The following is a 16,547-nucleotide window of genomic DNA, read 5'->3' on the forward strand; positions in this document are numbered from 1 at the left end:
CGCCCGGAGCCGGTAAGGCGCTCGAAGAGCTGCGTTCAGGTGTACTCGACGGTCATCCTGTCGATGCTCCCGTCGAACGGGAACGGTGCACGGTCGAAGTAGTCGAGCGAAACCGGTGAACCCAGGCAGGTGCCGATGTCCAGGCAGTCGTTGGCCGTGAACAGCAACGGCGCACTGACCGGCACGACGGTCTCCCCCACCGACTGCCCGTCGACGGACATCCGGACGTTCAACGGACCACCGGGGCGCGCTTCGGCGTACTTGGTGACCACCTCGACGAGGTGGTGTCCGGGCGCGACGCGGGTCGCCGAACGCATCTTCGTCCGCATCAGGATGAACAGGTTGTACTCGTAGCAGAGGTAGCCGTCGTCCGCGAAGCACGTCAGGCCGCCACCGTTGGCACCCAGCGCGTAGAGGACGCCGTGCGCCCGCTCCGGGAAAGTGACCTCGATGCAGACCCGGTTGTTCTTGTTTCCCAGTGCAGGAGCACAGAATTCGGGCATGCGGGTGACGTCTCCGGTGAAATCCCAACTCGTGTACGGCGTGGTGATGCGTTGCTCGGGATGGATCGCCGCGACCCAGAGACCCCCACCGATGGGAAGAGCGTTGTTCTTGGCCGCTTCGATCGCGAAGATCTCCCGCATCTGGGCCAACTTCTCGGGGTACTGCTCTGCGAGGTCGCGGTTCTGCGTCCAGTCCTCGTCGAGGTTGTAGAGCTCCCAGGTGTCGTCGTCCGGGCTCCAATCGCGGATCCCGCCGGGCAGCCCCGGCAGCCACGGTGCGCGGGGACCGAAGGCCGACGCCATCCATCCGTCGTGATAGATCGCTCGACTGCCCATGACCTCGAAGTACTGGGTGAGTTTGCCCGCCGGCGCGTCACGGTCCACGAACGTCCGGGCGAAACCGGCGCCGTCGATCGGATCCTGCGGAATCCCGTTGACGGTCCGCGGCGGTGTGATGCCCAGCAGCTCGTAGAGGGTCGGCACCAGGTCGTTGCAATGCAGGAACTGGGTGCGTGGGGTGCGATCCGGCGTGATGCGCGCAGGCCAGCGCACCACCATGGGATTGCGGGTTCCCCCGAGATGGGACGCGAGAAGCTTCATGCCCTTGTAGGGCGTGCTCCCCGCCCACGCCCACCCGGCGTGGTACATGTTGTCCGTCTTCGGGGAGCCGAGAACATCGAGTCCGCCGAGTTCGTCGAGGGCCGCGATGTGCTGGGCCGTGGTCGTGGGGATCCCGTTCTGCGCGAGCAGTTCGCTGATGGTGCCGTTCTGGCCCTCACCGGACGACCCGTTGTCGCCCCAGATGTAGAAGACCAGGGTGTTGTCGCGATAGCCCAGCCGGTCGAGTTCGTCGAACAACCGCCCCACCTGGACGTCGCAGTGTTCGGCGTATCCGGCCGCGACCTCCATGAGGCGTCGTTGGAAGGGCTTCTCGTCGTCGGGGATGTCGTCCCAGGCCGTCATGGTGGGATGCCGCTCGGTGAGTTCGGCCTCCGGTGGGATCCAGCCCTTCTCCTTGGCCCGCTCGAACACCCGCTCGCGATAAGCGTCCCATCCGTCGTCGAACTTGCCCGCATACCGGTCGGCCCACGGCTTCATGATGTGGTGCGGCCCGTGCAGACAACCGCTGGCCCAGTACATGAAGAACGGCCGGGACGGATCGAGCGCCTTGTGGCGGCGCAACCAGCCGATCGCGTCGTCGGCGAGGTCCTCACTGAGGTGGTAGCCCTCCTCGGGAGTCTTCGGGGGCAGGACGACGGTGGTGTTGCGGACGAGGTTCGGCTCGTACTGCGACGCCTCGCCGGCGAGGAAACCGTAGAAGTAGTCGAAACCGACTCCGGTGGGCCAGTTGTCGAAGGGACCCGCTGCGGTGGTCTCCTCCGCAGGGGTGTTGTGCCACTTGCCGAAAGCCGCTGTGGTGTAACCGTAGTGGCGCAGTACCTCGGCTCCGGTGGCGCTCGACTTCGGGATGTGCCCGGAATAGCCGTCCCAGTCGTTGGCCAGTTCGGCGATCTGCCCGTTTCCGACGCGGTGATGGTTGCGTCCGGTCAACAACGATGCGCGGGTGGGCGAACACATCGCCGTGGTGTGGAAGCGGTTGTAGCTGATGCCTTCGTCGAGCAAGCGGTCGAGCGTGGGGGTGCTCACCTCGCCGCCGAATGCGCTCGGCAAACCGGGGCCCGCGTCGTCGATGAGGACGACGAGGATGTTCGGGGCGTCATCGGGAAGGCGACGGTGCTGTGCGCGTGGGCTGTAGACCGATTCCTGCATGGTCCGTCCTGCGATGCTTCCTGACGGCGCCGGCGGGAACGGCAGAGCTTCTCCGCCCGGAATCGGATCCGGACGCAGATCCTGGCTCATGGTGGATACCTCTTTTCACCCCATCCGTTCCAGTGAACCACCGGTATCGGGCCGCATACACCCCTGATCGGGGTGAAACCTGCCGTCTCACGGGCGAATGATGCAGCGGAATCCGATATGGCACGTCGCGGTCTCCTCGGTGTCACCCTGACGGGCCGCGGGTCGGTAGCGCAGGCAGTAGTTCGGGGCGCAGAGATGCGATCCGCCTTTGATGACGCGGCGCGGATACGCTTGGCGCGGATCATGTTCGACCGTGTCGCCGCGGGGATTCGTCGGGATGCAGCACGACGACGCCGGCGCGACGTTCTTGCCGCTCGAAGCATGGTTCGCGGTGAAGTAGTCGGCGGTCCACTCCCACACGTTGCCCGCCATGTCGTGGAGGCCGTATCCGTTCGGCCGGAAGTGTCCGACAGGTGAGGTTCCGGCGAATCCGTCCGTTTCGAGGTTCTGCCACGGGAATTCGCCCTGCCAGACGTTCCCGCCGGGCCGGCCCTTCGGTTCGTGCTCGTCGCCCCACGTGAAGGCCTTGCGGTCGAGTCCGCCGCGGGCGGCGAACTCCCATTCGGCCTCGGTCGGCAGTTCCTTGCCGGCCCACTCGGCGTAGGCGCGGGCATCGAACCACGACACGTGGGTGACGGGATGCCGTTCCCGCCCGCCGACGGAACTGCCCGGTCCCTCGGGATGGCGCCAGTCGGCACCCGGGACGAACGACCACCACCTCGTGTAGTCGTCGAGCGGTACCGGCCCCGGAGGAGGCGTGAACACGAGCGAGCCAGGCACGAGCAGGGACGGATCGGCGCCGGGATAATCGGCGGGGTCGGGCGCGACCTCTGCGGTGGTGACGTATCCGGTGTCCTTCGCGAAGCGCCGGAACTCGGCGACGGTCACCGGGTGCGTGTCAATCCAGAACCCGTCGACCGTCACCTGGTGGACCGGTCGCTCCTCCGGATAGAAATCCTCGGATCCCATCCAGAACGTGCCTCCGGGGACGAGGGTCATGTTCTGCGTCGCAGCACGCGTCATGACGTCAGCCTCGCACGGCCCGGGTCGGGGCGCGAGGGCGCACCGACGCGACGAGACCGCGCATTCTCCGGTCCCGTCCCGGCCCCGTACCGCAGACTCGGGACATGCCCTCCACGACGACGGAACTGTCCCCGATGCTGGCGACCCTCGGTCCGCCGCCGACCGGGAACTGGGCGTTCGAGATGAAATGGGACGGCCAGCGCACCCTCGCCACGGTGGCCGACGGGCAGTGCCGGCTGACCAGCCGCACCGGCAACGACATCACCCGGAGCTTCCCCGAACTCCCCCACCCGCTCACCACTGCGACGGGCGGCCGGGACTGCATCGTCGACGGCGAGATCGTCACCCTCGATTCCGAAGGGCGGCCGTCCTTCGCCCGGTTGCAGCGCCGTATGCACGTCCACCGTCCCACCGAGGAGTTACGCGCCGAGCTACCGGTGCTGATCTACCTGTTCGACGTCCTCGCCCTCGACGGAGAGTCCACGACGGAGTTGTCCTATCTGGAGCGCCGGGCAGTCCTCGAGGATCTGATCGTCCCCGGACCGCGGGTTCAACTGTCGCCGTACTGGACCGATGTCGACGCACCGACCATGCTCACGGTCGCGCGCGAACACGGCCTCGAAGGGATCGTCGCCAAGGACCCGGACGCACCGTATCTACCCGGGACCCGCAGCGACGGCTGGATCAAGACGCCGCTGCGTCGGAACACCGAGGTGGTCGTCGTCGGGTGGCTCCCCGGATCCGGCAAGGCCGCCGGCGGTATCGGTTCACTGCTGCTCGGCGCCCACGACGACGAGGAACGGTTGGTGTTCATCGGCCGGGTCGGGACGGGATTCACCGCCGCGACCCGACGTGAGCTGCGATCGCAGCTGCGTCCCTTGGAACGACCGACGACCCCCCTGGCGGTTGCGCCGCCGGCACGGGAGACCCACGGCGCCCACTGGGTGGAGCCCATCCTCGTCGGAGAGGTCGAGTATCGGGAGTACGCGGGCGGAAGCCTGCGGCATCCGAGTTGGAGAGGCCTGCGCACCGACAAGACCGTGCCGGAGGTCGATCTCCCGGGTCGCCATTGAGCCTCGGCCTCCTCCCCGGCGGGCGGGTGTGGCGGCAACGATCAACGGGTATCGCCGGAGCAGGGAGCGGAGCATGGACGGCACGGGCCACCGGGACGACGCCGAGTGGAACTATCGGGTGCGCGGTGAAACCGAGACCCAGCGACTCGACCGCAACTGGAGCAATCTCCTCCAGGAGCTGCGCGTGGTGCAGACCGGTGTTCAGCTTCTGACAGGATTCTTGCTCACCCTGCCGTTCCAGCAACGCTTCGAGGGACTGTCGGATGCACAGGAAGTCATCTACCTCGCCACCGTTGCGCTGTCCGTGACCGCGGTGATCATCTTGGTCGCGCCGGTCGGACTGCACCGCCTCCTCTTCCGACAGCATGCCCTGTCCACGCTCGTCGCGACCGGACAACGACTGGCGATTGCCGGCCTCACGGCTCTGGGTCTTGCCCTTGTCGGCGTCGTCCTGCTGATCTTCAGCGTCGTGGTGAACATGCCCGTCGCGATCGTTGCGGCCGCGGTAGCGACACTCATGTTCTTCGGTCTGTGGATTGTGCCGTCGTTCCGGAACCGAGTCGGCACGGGCGGCGACATCCGAACATCGAGATGACAGGACCACCGTGTCCGGCCAGGCGGTCGTGTCGGGTTACCGTGAGGCGCATGGATGTCCGTCGCAGTGTCGCCGATGCCCGAGTGGCCCGCCTCGCCACCGTCGACGGATCGGGCGAGCCGCACCTCGTTCCGATCGTGTTCGCCCTCGACGGCGATGTGATCCACACCTGCGTCGACGACAAACCCAAATCCACCCGGCGCCTACGTCGCCTCGCCGACATCGCAGAGAACCCGCGGGTGTGCGTGCTCGTCGACCACTACAGCGACGACTGGTCGCAGCTGTGGTGGGTCCGCATCGACGGCATCGCCACGGTCCACGACGCCGACACTGCCGAGGGAACTGCGGGCATCGACGCGCTCGTCCGCAAATACCCGCAGTACCAGGCGAAACGACCACCGGGACCGGTGATCACCATCGACAGGCTGCGCTGGCGGTCCTGGTCGGCGTGAGCGACTACCGGTCCAACGTGAGCATCGCCTCGGCGATCTCGTCGTCCGCCGCAACAGGGACCGCGGTGCCGGCATCGTCCAGGACGAGCAACCGCGCTCCCTGGATCTCGCGTGCGATGGCTTCTCCGTTGCCGACGGGGAAGAACGGATCCCGGCGACCGTGCACGACGAGGGCCGGGATGCCGACCTCGGGCAAGCGTTCTCGCCAACGGGGCGTGCAATCGAGCCTGGAGAAGACCGTTCCGAGCTGATTGGCGGAGTGGGCCGACGGTTCGTCGTTGGGGGTGCGGTCCCAGATGCGCTCGGCGACCGCGCGCGCGGCGTCCGGATCGTCGCCGAGGACTGCTGCGCGGGCAGCGGCGAACTCCGCTACGGCCGTGCGATCGGCCCACTCGGGCATCGGAAGTGCGAACATGCGCTTCATCGTCGCTGTGTCGTGATCGGGAAGGTCGCGGTCGCACGGGCCCGGGGCGACCGAACGCGTCCCAACCAAGGTCAGCGCGCGGAACGCGGCGGGATGGTCGAGCACCGCGACCTGGGCGACCATGCCGCCGACGCCGATTCCCGCAATATGCGCCGGCCCACCACCGAGCGCGTCGACGAGGGCTGCCGCATCGTCGGCGAGGTCGCGCAGGGTGTAGCCGGGCGCGTCCGGGTCCTTCGTCGTCGACTCCCCGCAATCCCGCAGGTCGTACCGCACGACACGACGCCCACCCGCGGCGAGCCGCTCGCACAGTTCGTCGGGCCACGAGAGCATCGTCGTTCCGCCGACGAGCAGGACAAGTGGTGCGTCCGCGTCGCCGAAGGACTCGATGCCCAGATCGACCCCGTTGGCACTGACGGTGGCCACCGTTGCTCAACCTTCCAGTGCAGCGACGGTCGGTGCGGTTTTCGAGTAGCGGAACGCCCGGTCGAACCGGTCGATCACGTCCTCCGCGGTCCTTGCGATGTGGTGTGCCTGTCTCATGATCGGCTCCTTCGCGATCGAGGTTCGTTCCCGTCCGCGTCGGTGGCGCGGATCGGGCGTTACTCGGACAGACCGGTGCAGCTCCCCGATCTCATCGATCCTGCCTGTTGACCCCCGAGTGGACTCGAGGTGCTGTGCTGTCCGCACAACGACACTCGCGGAGGGAACCATGATCGCTTTCGGACCACAACTCATCGGCCGCACCGAGAAGGCTCTCAACGCTCTGCCGGCCGTGGCTCTCGCCGAACGTGCGCTGAACACAGTCCTCGACCAGGCTCGATCGGTCATTGCGACGCGGAGCGGGAGGTGAGTTCGTCCGAACCCGTCGTTCTGCACGAATTCCGTGTCCGAGGGGAGCACAATACGGGCGTCTGCTTCCAACGACAGGAGCGCCGATGGGCGCAGTACTGGGACAACTGCTTCCGTTGGCCGTCGGTGTGGCGGTCTCCCCCGTTCCGATCATCGCGACCTTCCTCATGCTGCTCTCCGACCGGGCGAGAACCACCAGCCTCGGATTCGCGGGTGGTTGGCTGGTCGGCATCGTCGTCGCCATGGTGGTGTTCGTTCTTCTGGGCGGGGTCGTCACCGATTCGCAGGACGATCCGTCGACATCGAGGGCAACGATCGAGATCGTCCTGGGTGTGCTGTTGCTGGTCGTCGGTCTCCGGCAGTGGCGCAATCGTCGCGCCGAACACGACACTCCGGCATGGATGAAGACGATCGATCACATGACCGTCGCCAAGAGCGCCGGGCTGGGTTTCGCGCTCGCCGCGATCAACCCGAAGAATCTGATCATGTGCGCCGCGGCCGGTGTCGCGATCGGTGGTGCCGATCTGGCGCGCGGCGGCACCGTCGTGTCCATCGCGGTGTTCGCGATTCTCGCGGCGTCCACCGTGGTGCTGCCGGTACTGGGCTATCTGCTGGCGGCCGACCGCCTGCGCGGCCCCTTGGACGAGCTCGAATCCTGGTTGCGCGCCCACAACACTGCGGTGATGAGCGTGCTGGTGCTGGTCATCGGCGTGACACTGATCGGTAAGGGTGTCGGCGCACTGGGCTGACGTCCGCGACGGATTCCGATACCGCGTCCTTCGAGGGATGATTCGACCCTGGCACCATACTTACCTTAGCGCTAAGATAAATGGCACCGTGTCCCGCAACCAGGAGTGATCACGATGTCCCTGACCACCGTCAGCGCCCACCATCCCTACAGCCCTGCCTTCGTCGCCGGCGATCTCGTCTTCGTATCCGGCGCCCTGTCCGTCGACCCCGAAGGCGTGGCGGTCGAGGGGCGCGACGAAGCCCTCGACGCCGCGATCGACCGCATGACCGACCGGCTCGCCGTGGTCGGCAGCAAACTGGAGGACGTCGCCAAGCTCACCTACTACGTCACCGACCTGTCGCTGCGCGAGGAGGCGAACCGCCAGTTCGAGCGACTGTTCGCCGAGCCGCGACCGGCCCGCACCTTCGTCGAGGTCAGCGCCCTGCCCTACGGTGCGACCGTCGAGATCGACGCGATCGCCACCGCGACGCGCTGAGACCCGAACTCCCCACGCGCCCCGCGTTGCCCGTATCGTGAAGGATGTCTTGGCGCTCAACCACTGAGCCCGGATATTTCCGACAGCACGAGGAGGGCACGTGGGGCGCAACAGGGTTCCCGACCGTGACGCCGTCGACGACATCGTCGACCAGTGGGCCCGCGAGTGGCCCGGACTGGACGTCACTCCCCTCGAAGTGCTCGGACGCCTCCACCGCACATATCTGCGGTATCAGAGCGCGATCGGCCGCGTCTTCGACGAATACGGCATCAACATGGCCTCGTTCGACGTGCTGGCCGCACTGCGCCGCGCCGGAAAGCCGTACCGCATGACCTCGGGACAGCTCGCGGAGAGTTCACTGGTCACCACAGGCGGGATCACGCTGCGCATCGACCGACTCGAGAAGGCCGGACTGGTGCGGCGCGAACGCGACGCAGAGGATCGGCGCATCGTCTACGCCGAACTCACTCCTGCCGGAAAGAAACTCATCGACGAGATCGCCGTCGCACACTTCGAGAACGAGACGCGCATGCTCGCCGAGCTGTCGAAGAACGATCAGGCCGAACTCGTGCAGTTGCTGCGCAAGCTCGAGCACTCGCTCGTCCGGCACCAGGGTGACTGACCAATGATCGTCGATACCGTTGCATGCCAACGGATCACACACCCCACATACGCGAGAGCGGCGGAGACCGAAGTCTCCGCCGCTCTTCCGTTCGTCAGCCGGCCATCTCCTTGGCGAGTTCGTCGGCGCGGGAACGGTACAGGCGACGCAGGCGCATCACCCCCAGGTCGTGCTGGTAGAGGTTCTCGGCCTGATCGGCGTCGGGGGCCATGCCCTCGAGCATGATGCGGTCCTGTTCGAGGACCTCCCAGTGACGTTCCTCGAGCACCGTGCGGTACAGGAACCGCCACACGTCGCGTTCCCAGCCCTGCACCCGGCGGTAACGCCAGAAGAACACCGCGGTGGTCTCGGCGTCGATGGGGGTGCCCATGCCGACGATCCCGAAGGGTCCGCCCGGGCCGGCGGTGGGCGGATACGGGATCTCGAGGTCCACCCAGTCGACGCCGGTGCGGCAGTACTCGACCCAGTCGAAGTTGACGCCGCGCTGATCGGTCTTCTCGAAGAAGAATCCGCGATCGGTCTCGCGGATGCGGAACCTCGCGGAGGTTTCGCCGCCGAACATCGAGTGCGATTCGTGGTGCAGGAACGCACCGTGCATGGGGTCGAGGAGGTTCTCGAGGGCGAACCGCCACGGTGCTTCCCATTCGGCGTAGCAGAGGAAGGCCGAGACATCCTCGTCGACAAGCGGGTCCGGAAGATCCAGCGGTGCGGGTTCGACGTCGGGGTCGGTGCCGAACCAGGCGAGGATCGCGCCGCCCACCTCGCGCACGGGCAGGGAGGTCACCAGCTTCTTGCCTTCGAGGTTGCAGCCGGGCATACCCGGAACCTTCGCGACGGTGCCGGTGCCGTCGACCTCGACGCCGTGGTATTTGCAGGCGATGCGGTCGCCGAGGTGCACACCCTGCGAGAGCGGTGCGCCGCGGTGCGGGCATCGGTCTGCGAGCATGCGGACGGTGCCGTCGGAGCCGCGGTAGAGGACCCAGTCCTCCCCCAGCCGGCGCAGCTTGCGGATGCTGCCGCGTTCCACGAAGTCGGAGGGGCACACGGCGTGCCACTGGTTGCGCATGCCGGTCGCGAAGATCTCGTCGGCGGTGAGGGTGCGGTGCAGTCGATTGACCATGGTCAGGCTCCGATCCGGCGCATCTCGGCGGTGAACGATTCGGCGGTCCATGCCTGCGCGTCGGGTGAGTGGATTCCGGAGGCGTTGAGTCCGCGGACGAGCCCGTCGAGGTCGTGGACGCCGGATCCGAAGACGGCTTCGATGGCCTTGGCGAGTTTGATCTCGTAGGGGGTGGGGTCGGCCGTGCGGGCCTGATTGATCACCAGGTAGCGATCCATCGGGAGGTCCTTTCTACAGATCCAGCACCAGCTCGGTGGAGCGGGAGCGGGAGACACAGATCATCATGGTGGCGCCGGAATCCTGTTCGGCGGCCGAGAGCAGGGAGTCGCGGTGGTCCGGGGTCCCGCACAGGACGCGGGTCTCACAGGTGCCGCAGATTCCTTCGCGGCACGAGTTCGGTACGTCCACACCGGCTTCCTCGAGGGTGTCGAGGACGGTCTTGTCGGGCGCGACGGTGGCGGAGATTCCGGAGCGTTCGCACACCACCGTGAACGACGCGTCGGCGGCAGCGTCGGTGGCGCGTTCCTTGGCCTTGAACCGTTCGAGCCGGATGGCCTCGGCCGGCCAGCGGTCGGCGAAGGACTCGACGGCGGTGAGCAACCCGTCGGGTCCGCAGGCGTAGACGAGGGTGTCGGGCCGGGAATCGCCGAGGATCGCCGCCAGGTCGAGCATTCCGTCGGCGTCCTCGGCGACGAGGTGCACCCGGTCGCCGTAGGGGGCGAGTTCGTCGAGGAAGGCCATCGTCTCCTTCGAGCGACCGCCGTAGTGCAGCTCCCAGTCGGCACCGGCGCGGTCGGCTTCGCGGACCATCGCGAGGATGGGGGTGATGCCGATGCCGCCGGCGAGGAAGACGTAGCGCGGCGAGGGCAGCAGCTCGAAGTTGTTGCGCGGGGCGCTGACGGTGATGACATCGCCCGGGCGGATGGCCTCGTGGACACGACGGGATCCGCCGCGGCCGGCCCTCTCGTGCAGTACGGCGACGCGGTAGCCGGTCTTGTCGTCGGGATCGCCGCACAGGGAGTACTGCCGGATGTGACCACCGCCGAGGTGCAGGTCGAGGTGGGCGCCGGGGGTCCAGTGGTCCACGGCGGCTCCGTCGGGTCGCTCCAGGCGGAGCGAGAGGACTCCGATGGATTCGACCCGCATCTGACGGACCATTAGGTCGACGGTCCCAGCAGTCATGATCACCCTCCGAGTAATTGATTCAGTGCTCATTATCTTAGCGCTAAGGTGTTACTCGCGCCACAGTCGAGCCGAGATTTCTTTTCCGGCTCGTCTACGTACCCGGGACCGTCACCGGCGGCGTGAACGGCGCCGGCATCTCCCCGTACGAGGCCAGGTCGACCTCGACGATCACCGGGGCCTGCAGCGACACCGCACCCTCGAGGACCGGGTGCGCCTCCCCCGCCGATCCGATACGGCGGTATTCGACCCCGATCGCCTGCGCGAGCAGCGCGAAGTCCGGGGTGGTCAGGTCGACGGCGTAGGGCTGTTGCCCGGAGCCGGTCTGCATGTTGCGCAGCACCCCGTAGCCGCCGTCGTTGCACACGAGCAGCACCAGCCACGGCTTCTCCTGCGCCATCGTCAGGACCTCACCGAGGTGCACCGCCAGTCCCCCGTCTCCGACGAGCGCCAGGGTCGGCCGGGTCTCGTCGGCCAGGGCCGCGCCGATCGCCATGCCGAGGCCCTGCCCGATGCCGCCGCCGCGCGGGAAGATGTTGCTGCGCGGGTCGTAGACGGGCAGGAGTCGGTTGCCCCACGAACTCGACGCGATCGTCACGTCCCGGGCGATGACGGCATCGTCGGGCAGCACGGCACGCACCGCATCGCACAATGCGGCGTGGTCACCGAGTCCGTGGCGCTGGTTCTCCCGCACACGCTGCCGGGTCTCGCGGGCGCGTTCCGTCCACGCCGCCTCGACGACGTCGCCGAGTCCATCGAGTCCCAGTACCGCCGAGAGGAATTCACCGACCTCGCCGACGACCGGTAGATCCGCGGCGAACACGCGGCCGGGCGCGGCCGGATCCAGATCCACCTGCACGTGCCGCGGAGGCATCGGGATCGAGTAGTCGCCGGTCTCGTTGGAGCGGAAGTGGGTGCCCAGCGAGACCACGAGGTCGGCGTCGGCGAGCAGTGCCCGGCCGAGCGGCGAGGAGCCGTAGTTACCGATGCACAGCGGGTGGCTCTCCGGCACGGCACCGCGACCGGAGTTGCTGGTCAGCAGCGGCACGCCCCAGCGGTCGACGAGGGCGGTCAGCGCGTCCCCTGCCCGCGCTGCTCCGCCGCCCGCCCAGATCACCGGTCGCCGGGCCTGCGCGATCGCAGCGAGCGCCGCCTCCGCCTGGGTGCGGTCCGCGTTGCGCGGCGTCCCGAGCGTGACCGGTGCCGGTTCGAGGGTGTAGTCGTCGGCGTACTGCAGGTCGATCGGCCATTCGATGCTGGCCGGTCCGCCCGGTGTCGACAACGCGTGGGCGACGGCTTCGCGCAGTACTTTTCCGGCGCTGCCGGTGTCGAGGATCGTCGCGGCGTGCGCCGAGACCGCCTCGAGCATGCCGAGCTGGTCCTTCGTCTCGTGGATGAACCCGCGTCCCGAGCCGAGGAAGCGCGACTCGATCTGTCCCGTCACGTGGAGCACCGACGTTCCGGCACTGAGGGATTCGATGAGGGATCCGGCGGCGTTGCCGGCCCCCGTGCCGGTGCTGGTGAGGGCACAGCCGAGTCCTCCGGTGGCACGGGCGTATCCGTCGGCAGCGTTGACGGCGGTCGCTTCGTGCCGCACGGGCACGAACCGCAGGTGGCGGCTCACCGCTTCCACGAGCGGCTGATTGTGCACGCTGACGATGCCGAAGACGGCGTCGACACCGGCCTCGCGCAGCACCTGGACCAGCAGATCCCCACCGTTACCCGAGCGTGCGGTCATGACATTCCTTTCAGACATAGCGCGCGACACCGCCGCACACGTCGATGCTGGTGCCCGTCACGTACGACGAGCGAGGTGAGAGTAGGCCGACGATGTGGAAGGCCACCTCGTCGGCGGTGCCGAAGCGTCCGAGTCCGATACCGCGGTCGGCGGCGATCTCGGCCTCCCACTCGTCGAAACTCCCGGCGTAGCCGGAGTTCTCGTAACGGCGACGCCACTGTCCCGTATCCACGAGACCGAGGGCGACCGAATTGATGCGGATACCGTCACCGGCCAGTTCCAGCGACAGCGACTTGCTCAGGTTCAGCAGTCCGGCTCGTGCGGCGCTGGTGGTGACCAGCTTGGTCTCGGGCTGACGCGCGAGCACCGCGGAGATGTTGACGATCGACGCCGCATCCGACTTGCGCAGCAGCGGCAGCGCCGCGTCGACGGTGTTGAGCACGCTCGAGAACTTCAGGTCGAACTCGTCGCGCCAGTCGTCGAGGGTGGTCTCGGCGCGGGGCTTCATCCGCGAGTTGCCGGCGTTGTTGACCAGGCCGTCGAGTCCGCCGAACCGCTCGTATCCGCCCTGGACGAGGGCCGCCACCGCGGCGGGGTCGCGGACGTCGCAGGCCGCGGCGTGCACCCGGTCGCGGCCGGGCAACGCATCGAGTGCGGTGTTCAGTCGCTCGAGGTCGCGGGCGCAGGTGACGACATTGGCACCTTCCGCGAGCAGCATGGTGACGGTCGCGAGGCCGATGCCGGAGCTGCCACCGGTGACGAGGTAGGTGCGGTTGTTCAGAAGCAGGTCCACGACCCGGTCCTTCCGTGAGATCAGAGCAGGACTCGAAGAGTCAGTGCAGGACGAAACCGCCGTCGACGACCAGTTCCTGCCCGGTGATGTATGACGCTTCATCGCCCATGAGAAAGGCGACGGCGCCGACGAGATCGGCGGGCTGCTGCGGCCGGGTCAACGCCCGGTTCAACCGGTACAGATCGTGCCGGTGTTGCGGAACGAACTGTGCCGATTCGCTTTCCGTCAGGCCGGGCGAGACGGTGTTGACGGTGACCCCGTACGGGCCGAGGTCGCGTGCCATCGTGCGGGTCAGCGCCGACACTCCGCCCTTGGAGGCGATGTAGTGCGTCAGGCGCGGCGATCCGTACAGCGCGGCGTCGGAACCGATGGCGACGACCCGGCCGGTGCCGTGCTGCTCGGCGTATTCGAGGATCGACGGAACGAGGGCGCGGCTGACGAGGAAGGTGCCCCGCAGGTTCACGTTGAGCACCCGATCCCAGTCCTCGACGGCCAGTTCGTGCACAGCCTTGCCGCCGACGCCGTCGGCGAGCGCGGCGTTGTTGACCAGTCCGTAGATCGGCCCGTCGGCGGTGACCTGCGCAGCGAAGGCATCGACGGAGTCGGCGTCGGCGAGGTCGACGTGTACGAACCGCGCGGAGATGCCGTCGGCGCGCAGTTTCGCGGCGGCGTCCTCACCGTGCGGGTTGATGTCGGCGATCCAGACCGCGGCGCCGGCGTCGCCGAGGCGGCGCGCGATGGCCAGTCCGAGACCGCGCGCCGCTCCGGTGACGACGATCGTGCGGTCGTCGAGGGTGCCCACGCTCAGTCCCGGGAGATGCCGAAGACGGCGGAGGTCTCCGGGTAGGTCGGGACCTGCGGCTTCTGCGTGCCGATGATGACGCAGAACAGGGCGTCGGTGGTGCCGGTGTTCTTGAGGCTGCGCGGCACCCCGGCGGGAACGACGATCATGTCGCGGTAGCCGAGGGTGCGCTTCTCGACGACGCCGTCGCGGTGGATGCCGACCTCGACCTCGCCTTCGAGGACGAAGAACGCTTCCTCGGCGTCGTGGTGGGTGTGCTCGGGGCCTTCGGCACCGGCGGGCAGCAGCATGTTGGAAAAAGTGAAACCGCGCGACGGGATGGTGCGGTTGTCGTTCTCGTGGTTGCCGGTGGCGCCGGAACCGACGTAGCGGATCTGGGCGCGGCGGAACCGGTCGCCGGCCTTGGCCTGGAATCCGAGGGTGTCCCAGTCCTCGTGGCGGGTGCCGCGGGTGAGAATGAGCGAGTCGGTGAATTCCTTCAGGTCCGAGGTGGTGTAGTCGAGTGCCATGGTGATGCTCCGTTCCGGAATAGATGCGAGTGGGTCAGACGTGCGCGGGAGTGTGTTCGCGCAGGCGTTCGGTGATGTGGACGAAGGATTCGGTCCACGCGTTGAAGGCGTCGGGACGTTCCTGGTTGGCGAGGTGCCCGGCGCCGCGGAGGGTTACGAAGACCGCGCCGGGGATGCCGCCGGCGAGTACCTGACTCGCGGGGACACCGGTGACGGTGTCGGCGTCGCCGCACAACACGAGAGTGGGGACGTCGATGTTCGCGAGGTCGCCGGTGTGGTCGGTCGCGGCCATCGACTCGGCGGCGTGGCCGTAGCCGGGCAGCCGGACCGAGTCGGCCATGATGGTCGTTGCGCGGTCGACGAGGTCGTCGGGTGCCTCGGGTGATAGCAGGCGCGGTGCGCGCCGTGCAGCGAAGTCGGCAGGGCCGTTCGCTGCGAGGTCGGCGGCCCGGGACCGCATCGCCGAGGCGGTGTCGGCGTCCGTGCCCGAACCGACGGTGGAGTCTCCGAGGATCAGGCTGCGCACGAGGCCCGGGTGGCGCAGGACCAGCCGGGTCGCGACGACGCCTCCCCACGACATGCCGAGGACATGGGCGCCGTCGTCGCCGCACCGGTCGCGGATGACGTCGGCCGCGGCGTCGGCGTAGTCGTCGAGGTCGAACGGGCGATCGGGATCGTCGCTGCGGGCGTAACCGGGCGCGTCCCAGGCCAGGATGCGCAGGGAGTCACCGAGACCGGAGAACTGCGGGGAGAAGCTGTCGGAACTGCCGCCGATGCCGTGCAGCATCAGCACCGCCGATCCGGTGCCGTAGTCGGCGACGTAGATCATGACGCCCGCCCGAGGTCGTAGCGTTCGAAGGCGCCGGGGTCGGGGATGCCGGCCATGTGCTCACGCACCTGACGCGAGGGCGGTCCGGCGGTGCCCCACAGGTCGGACAGTTCCGGGACGCGGCGCCACACCCGGCACAGCCAGCGGTCCTCGTCGACCTGCGCGATGCCGGAGGTGTACTCGCACACCAGACCGGCGGGGTCGGCGAAATAGGAGAAGGTGTTGTCGCCGGGCCCGTGCTTGCCCGGTCCCCACAGGGGCAGTTGGCCGTGGTGGCGCAGCCGGCCGATGCCGCGCATGAAGTGGTCCACGGTGGGCATCTCGTAGGCGACGTGGTTGACCGACGCCCACTGCGCCTGGTTGAAGGCGATGCTGTGATGATCGGAGTTGCAGCGCAGGAACGCCATCTGGTGTTCGGACCAGTCGGAGACCCGCATGCCGAGCACATCGCAGTAGAAGCGGACGGCGGCGTCGATGTCGACCGTGTTGAGCACGACGTGGGTGACACCGACCGGGACGGCGTCCCCGCGACCGAGGGCGGGAACGGCGAGGGTGTCGGCGACGAGCTCGAGGACGCGTCCCTCGGGGTCGACGATGCGCAGTCCGTATCCCCCGCCGACGTCGTCCAGGAGTCCGGGGCCGAAGACGACGGGGATGCCGCGGTCGGCGACCCGTCGTGCGGCCTCGTCGACCTCGGCGGGGGTGGAAACGGCGAAGCTGATGCGGCCCAGCCCGTTCCGCTCGGACTGGGTGAGCTGCAGGGCGTGGTGCTGGTCGCCGGTGCCGCGCAGCCAAGCGCCTTCGCGGCCCTGTTCGACGACACGCAGGCCCCAGACCTGGGAATAGAAGTCGGTGGATTCGGCGGCGGCGTGGGTGCGGAGCTCGACGGAGCGTAGGCGCCGCAGTCGGGCGATCGGTTCGTTCATGACGATCCCTCCAATGTC

Annotated in this window: 19 protein-coding genes; 7 read left to right on the plus strand and 12 right to left on the minus strand. The window is 68.0% G+C overall.

The genetic code is table 11. The features are described from left to right. Positions 1-35 precede the first annotated feature (35 nt). A complete protein-coding gene (locus ACLBYD_RS12935) occupies positions 36-2,363 on the minus strand; it encodes an arylsulfatase (protein WP_120282647.1) in 2,328 nt (775 codons plus the stop codon). 87 nt (positions 2,364-2,450) lie between these two features. Further along, complete coding sequence (locus ACLBYD_RS12940; protein ID WP_447816740.1) at positions 2,451-3,386, minus strand: formylglycine-generating enzyme family protein; 936 nt, start codon at positions 3,384-3,386, stop codon at positions 2,451-2,453. Between the two features lie 104 nt (positions 3,387-3,490). Here ACLBYD_RS12940 and ligD point away from each other — a divergent pair, with 104 nt between their 5' ends. The 3 genes from ligD (at position 3,491) to ACLBYD_RS12955 (ending at position 5,506) form a co-directional block, all read left to right on the plus strand. Beyond that, on the plus strand, positions 3,491-4,459 hold the full coding sequence (ligD, locus tag ACLBYD_RS12945; protein WP_447816741.1) for a non-homologous end-joining DNA ligase: 969 nt from the start codon (positions 3,491-3,493) through the stop codon (positions 4,457-4,459). Positions 4,460-4,532: 73 nt separating this feature from the next. Further along, entirely contained in the window at positions 4,533-5,054 is a 522-nt protein-coding gene (locus ACLBYD_RS12950; protein WP_120282644.1) for a DUF6328 family protein, read from the plus strand. A gap of 50 nt (positions 5,055-5,104) precedes the next feature. Further along, positions 5,105-5,506 (plus strand): TIGR03668 family PPOX class F420-dependent oxidoreductase, encoded by a 402-nt coding sequence (locus ACLBYD_RS12955; protein ID WP_120282643.1) that lies wholly within the window; start codon positions 5,105-5,107, stop codon positions 5,504-5,506. Positions 5,507-5,510: 4 nt separating this feature from the next. Here ACLBYD_RS12955 and ACLBYD_RS12960 read toward each other — a convergent pair whose 3' ends face one another. Continuing rightward, the gene (locus tag ACLBYD_RS12960; protein WP_447816742.1) at positions 5,511-6,356 is read right to left on the minus strand and encodes an alpha/beta fold hydrolase; all 846 of its coding nucleotides are present in this window, start codon (positions 6,354-6,356) and stop codon (positions 5,511-5,513) included. Positions 6,357-6,642: 286 nt separating this feature from the next. On the opposite strand from ACLBYD_RS12960, the gene ACLBYD_RS12965 reads away from it, so the two are divergent. From ACLBYD_RS12965 to ACLBYD_RS12980, 4 genes are all read left to right on the plus strand, one after another. Then, on the plus strand, positions 6,643-6,783 hold the full coding sequence (locus ACLBYD_RS12965; protein WP_183070698.1) for a hypothetical protein: 141 nt from the start codon (positions 6,643-6,645) through the stop codon (positions 6,781-6,783). Positions 6,784-6,868: 85 nt separating this feature from the next. Next, positions 6,869-7,531, plus strand: a complete 663-nt coding sequence (locus ACLBYD_RS12970) for a GAP family protein (RefSeq protein WP_447816743.1) — start codon at positions 6,869-6,871, stop codon at positions 7,529-7,531. 114 nt (positions 7,532-7,645) lie between these two features. Further along, the gene (locus ACLBYD_RS12975) at positions 7,646-8,008 is read left to right on the plus strand and encodes a RidA family protein (protein WP_447816744.1); all 363 of its coding nucleotides are present in this window, start codon (positions 7,646-7,648) and stop codon (positions 8,006-8,008) included. 100 nt (positions 8,009-8,108) lie between these two features. Continuing rightward, the gene (locus ACLBYD_RS12980; RefSeq protein WP_447816745.1) at positions 8,109-8,630 is read left to right on the plus strand and encodes a MarR family winged helix-turn-helix transcriptional regulator; all 522 of its coding nucleotides are present in this window, start codon (positions 8,109-8,111) and stop codon (positions 8,628-8,630) included. Between the two features lie 94 nt (positions 8,631-8,724). On the opposite strand, the gene ACLBYD_RS12985 is transcribed toward ACLBYD_RS12980, so the two are convergent. The 9 genes from ACLBYD_RS12985 to ACLBYD_RS13025 form a co-directional block, all read right to left on the minus strand. Then, on the minus strand, positions 8,725-9,750 hold the full coding sequence (locus ACLBYD_RS12985) for an aromatic ring-hydroxylating oxygenase subunit alpha (RefSeq protein ID WP_088898576.1): 1,026 nt from the start codon (positions 9,748-9,750) through the stop codon (positions 8,725-8,727). Positions 9,751-9,752: 2 nt separating this feature from the next. Continuing rightward, the gene (locus ACLBYD_RS12990; protein WP_120282639.1) at positions 9,753-9,968 is read right to left on the minus strand and encodes a recombinase-like helix-turn-helix domain-containing protein; all 216 of its coding nucleotides are present in this window, start codon (positions 9,966-9,968) and stop codon (positions 9,753-9,755) included. A gap of 13 nt (positions 9,969-9,981) precedes the next feature. Next, a complete protein-coding gene (locus ACLBYD_RS12995; protein ID WP_447816746.1) occupies positions 9,982-10,932 on the minus strand; it encodes a PDR/VanB family oxidoreductase in 951 nt (316 codons plus the stop codon). A gap of 94 nt (positions 10,933-11,026) precedes the next feature. Continuing rightward, a complete protein-coding gene (locus ACLBYD_RS13000) occupies positions 11,027-12,688 on the minus strand; it encodes a thiamine pyrophosphate-binding protein (RefSeq protein ID WP_447816747.1) in 1,662 nt (553 codons plus the stop codon). Next, positions 12,681-13,463, minus strand: a complete 783-nt coding sequence (locus ACLBYD_RS13005; RefSeq protein WP_447816748.1) for an SDR family oxidoreductase — start codon at positions 13,461-13,463, stop codon at positions 12,681-12,683. Before ACLBYD_RS13005 ends, ACLBYD_RS13000 begins: the two co-directional genes overlap by 8 nt. Before the next feature lie 40 nt (positions 13,464-13,503). After that, the gene (locus ACLBYD_RS13010) at positions 13,504-14,265 is read right to left on the minus strand and encodes a 3-oxoacyl-ACP reductase family protein (RefSeq protein ID WP_447816749.1); all 762 of its coding nucleotides are present in this window, start codon (positions 14,263-14,265) and stop codon (positions 13,504-13,506) included. A 2-nt stretch (positions 14,266-14,267) separates the two neighbouring features. Beyond that, complete coding sequence (locus ACLBYD_RS13015; RefSeq protein ID WP_106199710.1) at positions 14,268-14,774, minus strand: cupin domain-containing protein; 507 nt, start codon at positions 14,772-14,774, stop codon at positions 14,268-14,270. A gap of 34 nt (positions 14,775-14,808) precedes the next feature. Continuing rightward, positions 14,809-15,603, minus strand: coding sequence for an alpha/beta fold hydrolase (locus tag ACLBYD_RS13020; protein WP_447816750.1), 795 nt, complete (start codon positions 15,601-15,603; stop codon positions 14,809-14,811). Next, a complete protein-coding gene (locus ACLBYD_RS13025; protein ID WP_447816751.1) occupies positions 15,600-16,529 on the minus strand; it encodes a VOC family protein in 930 nt (309 codons plus the stop codon). Before ACLBYD_RS13025 ends, ACLBYD_RS13020 begins: the two co-directional genes overlap by 4 nt. Positions 16,530-16,547 lie beyond the last annotated feature (18 nt).

Source organism: Rhodococcus sp. C26F (assembly GCF_053345925.1).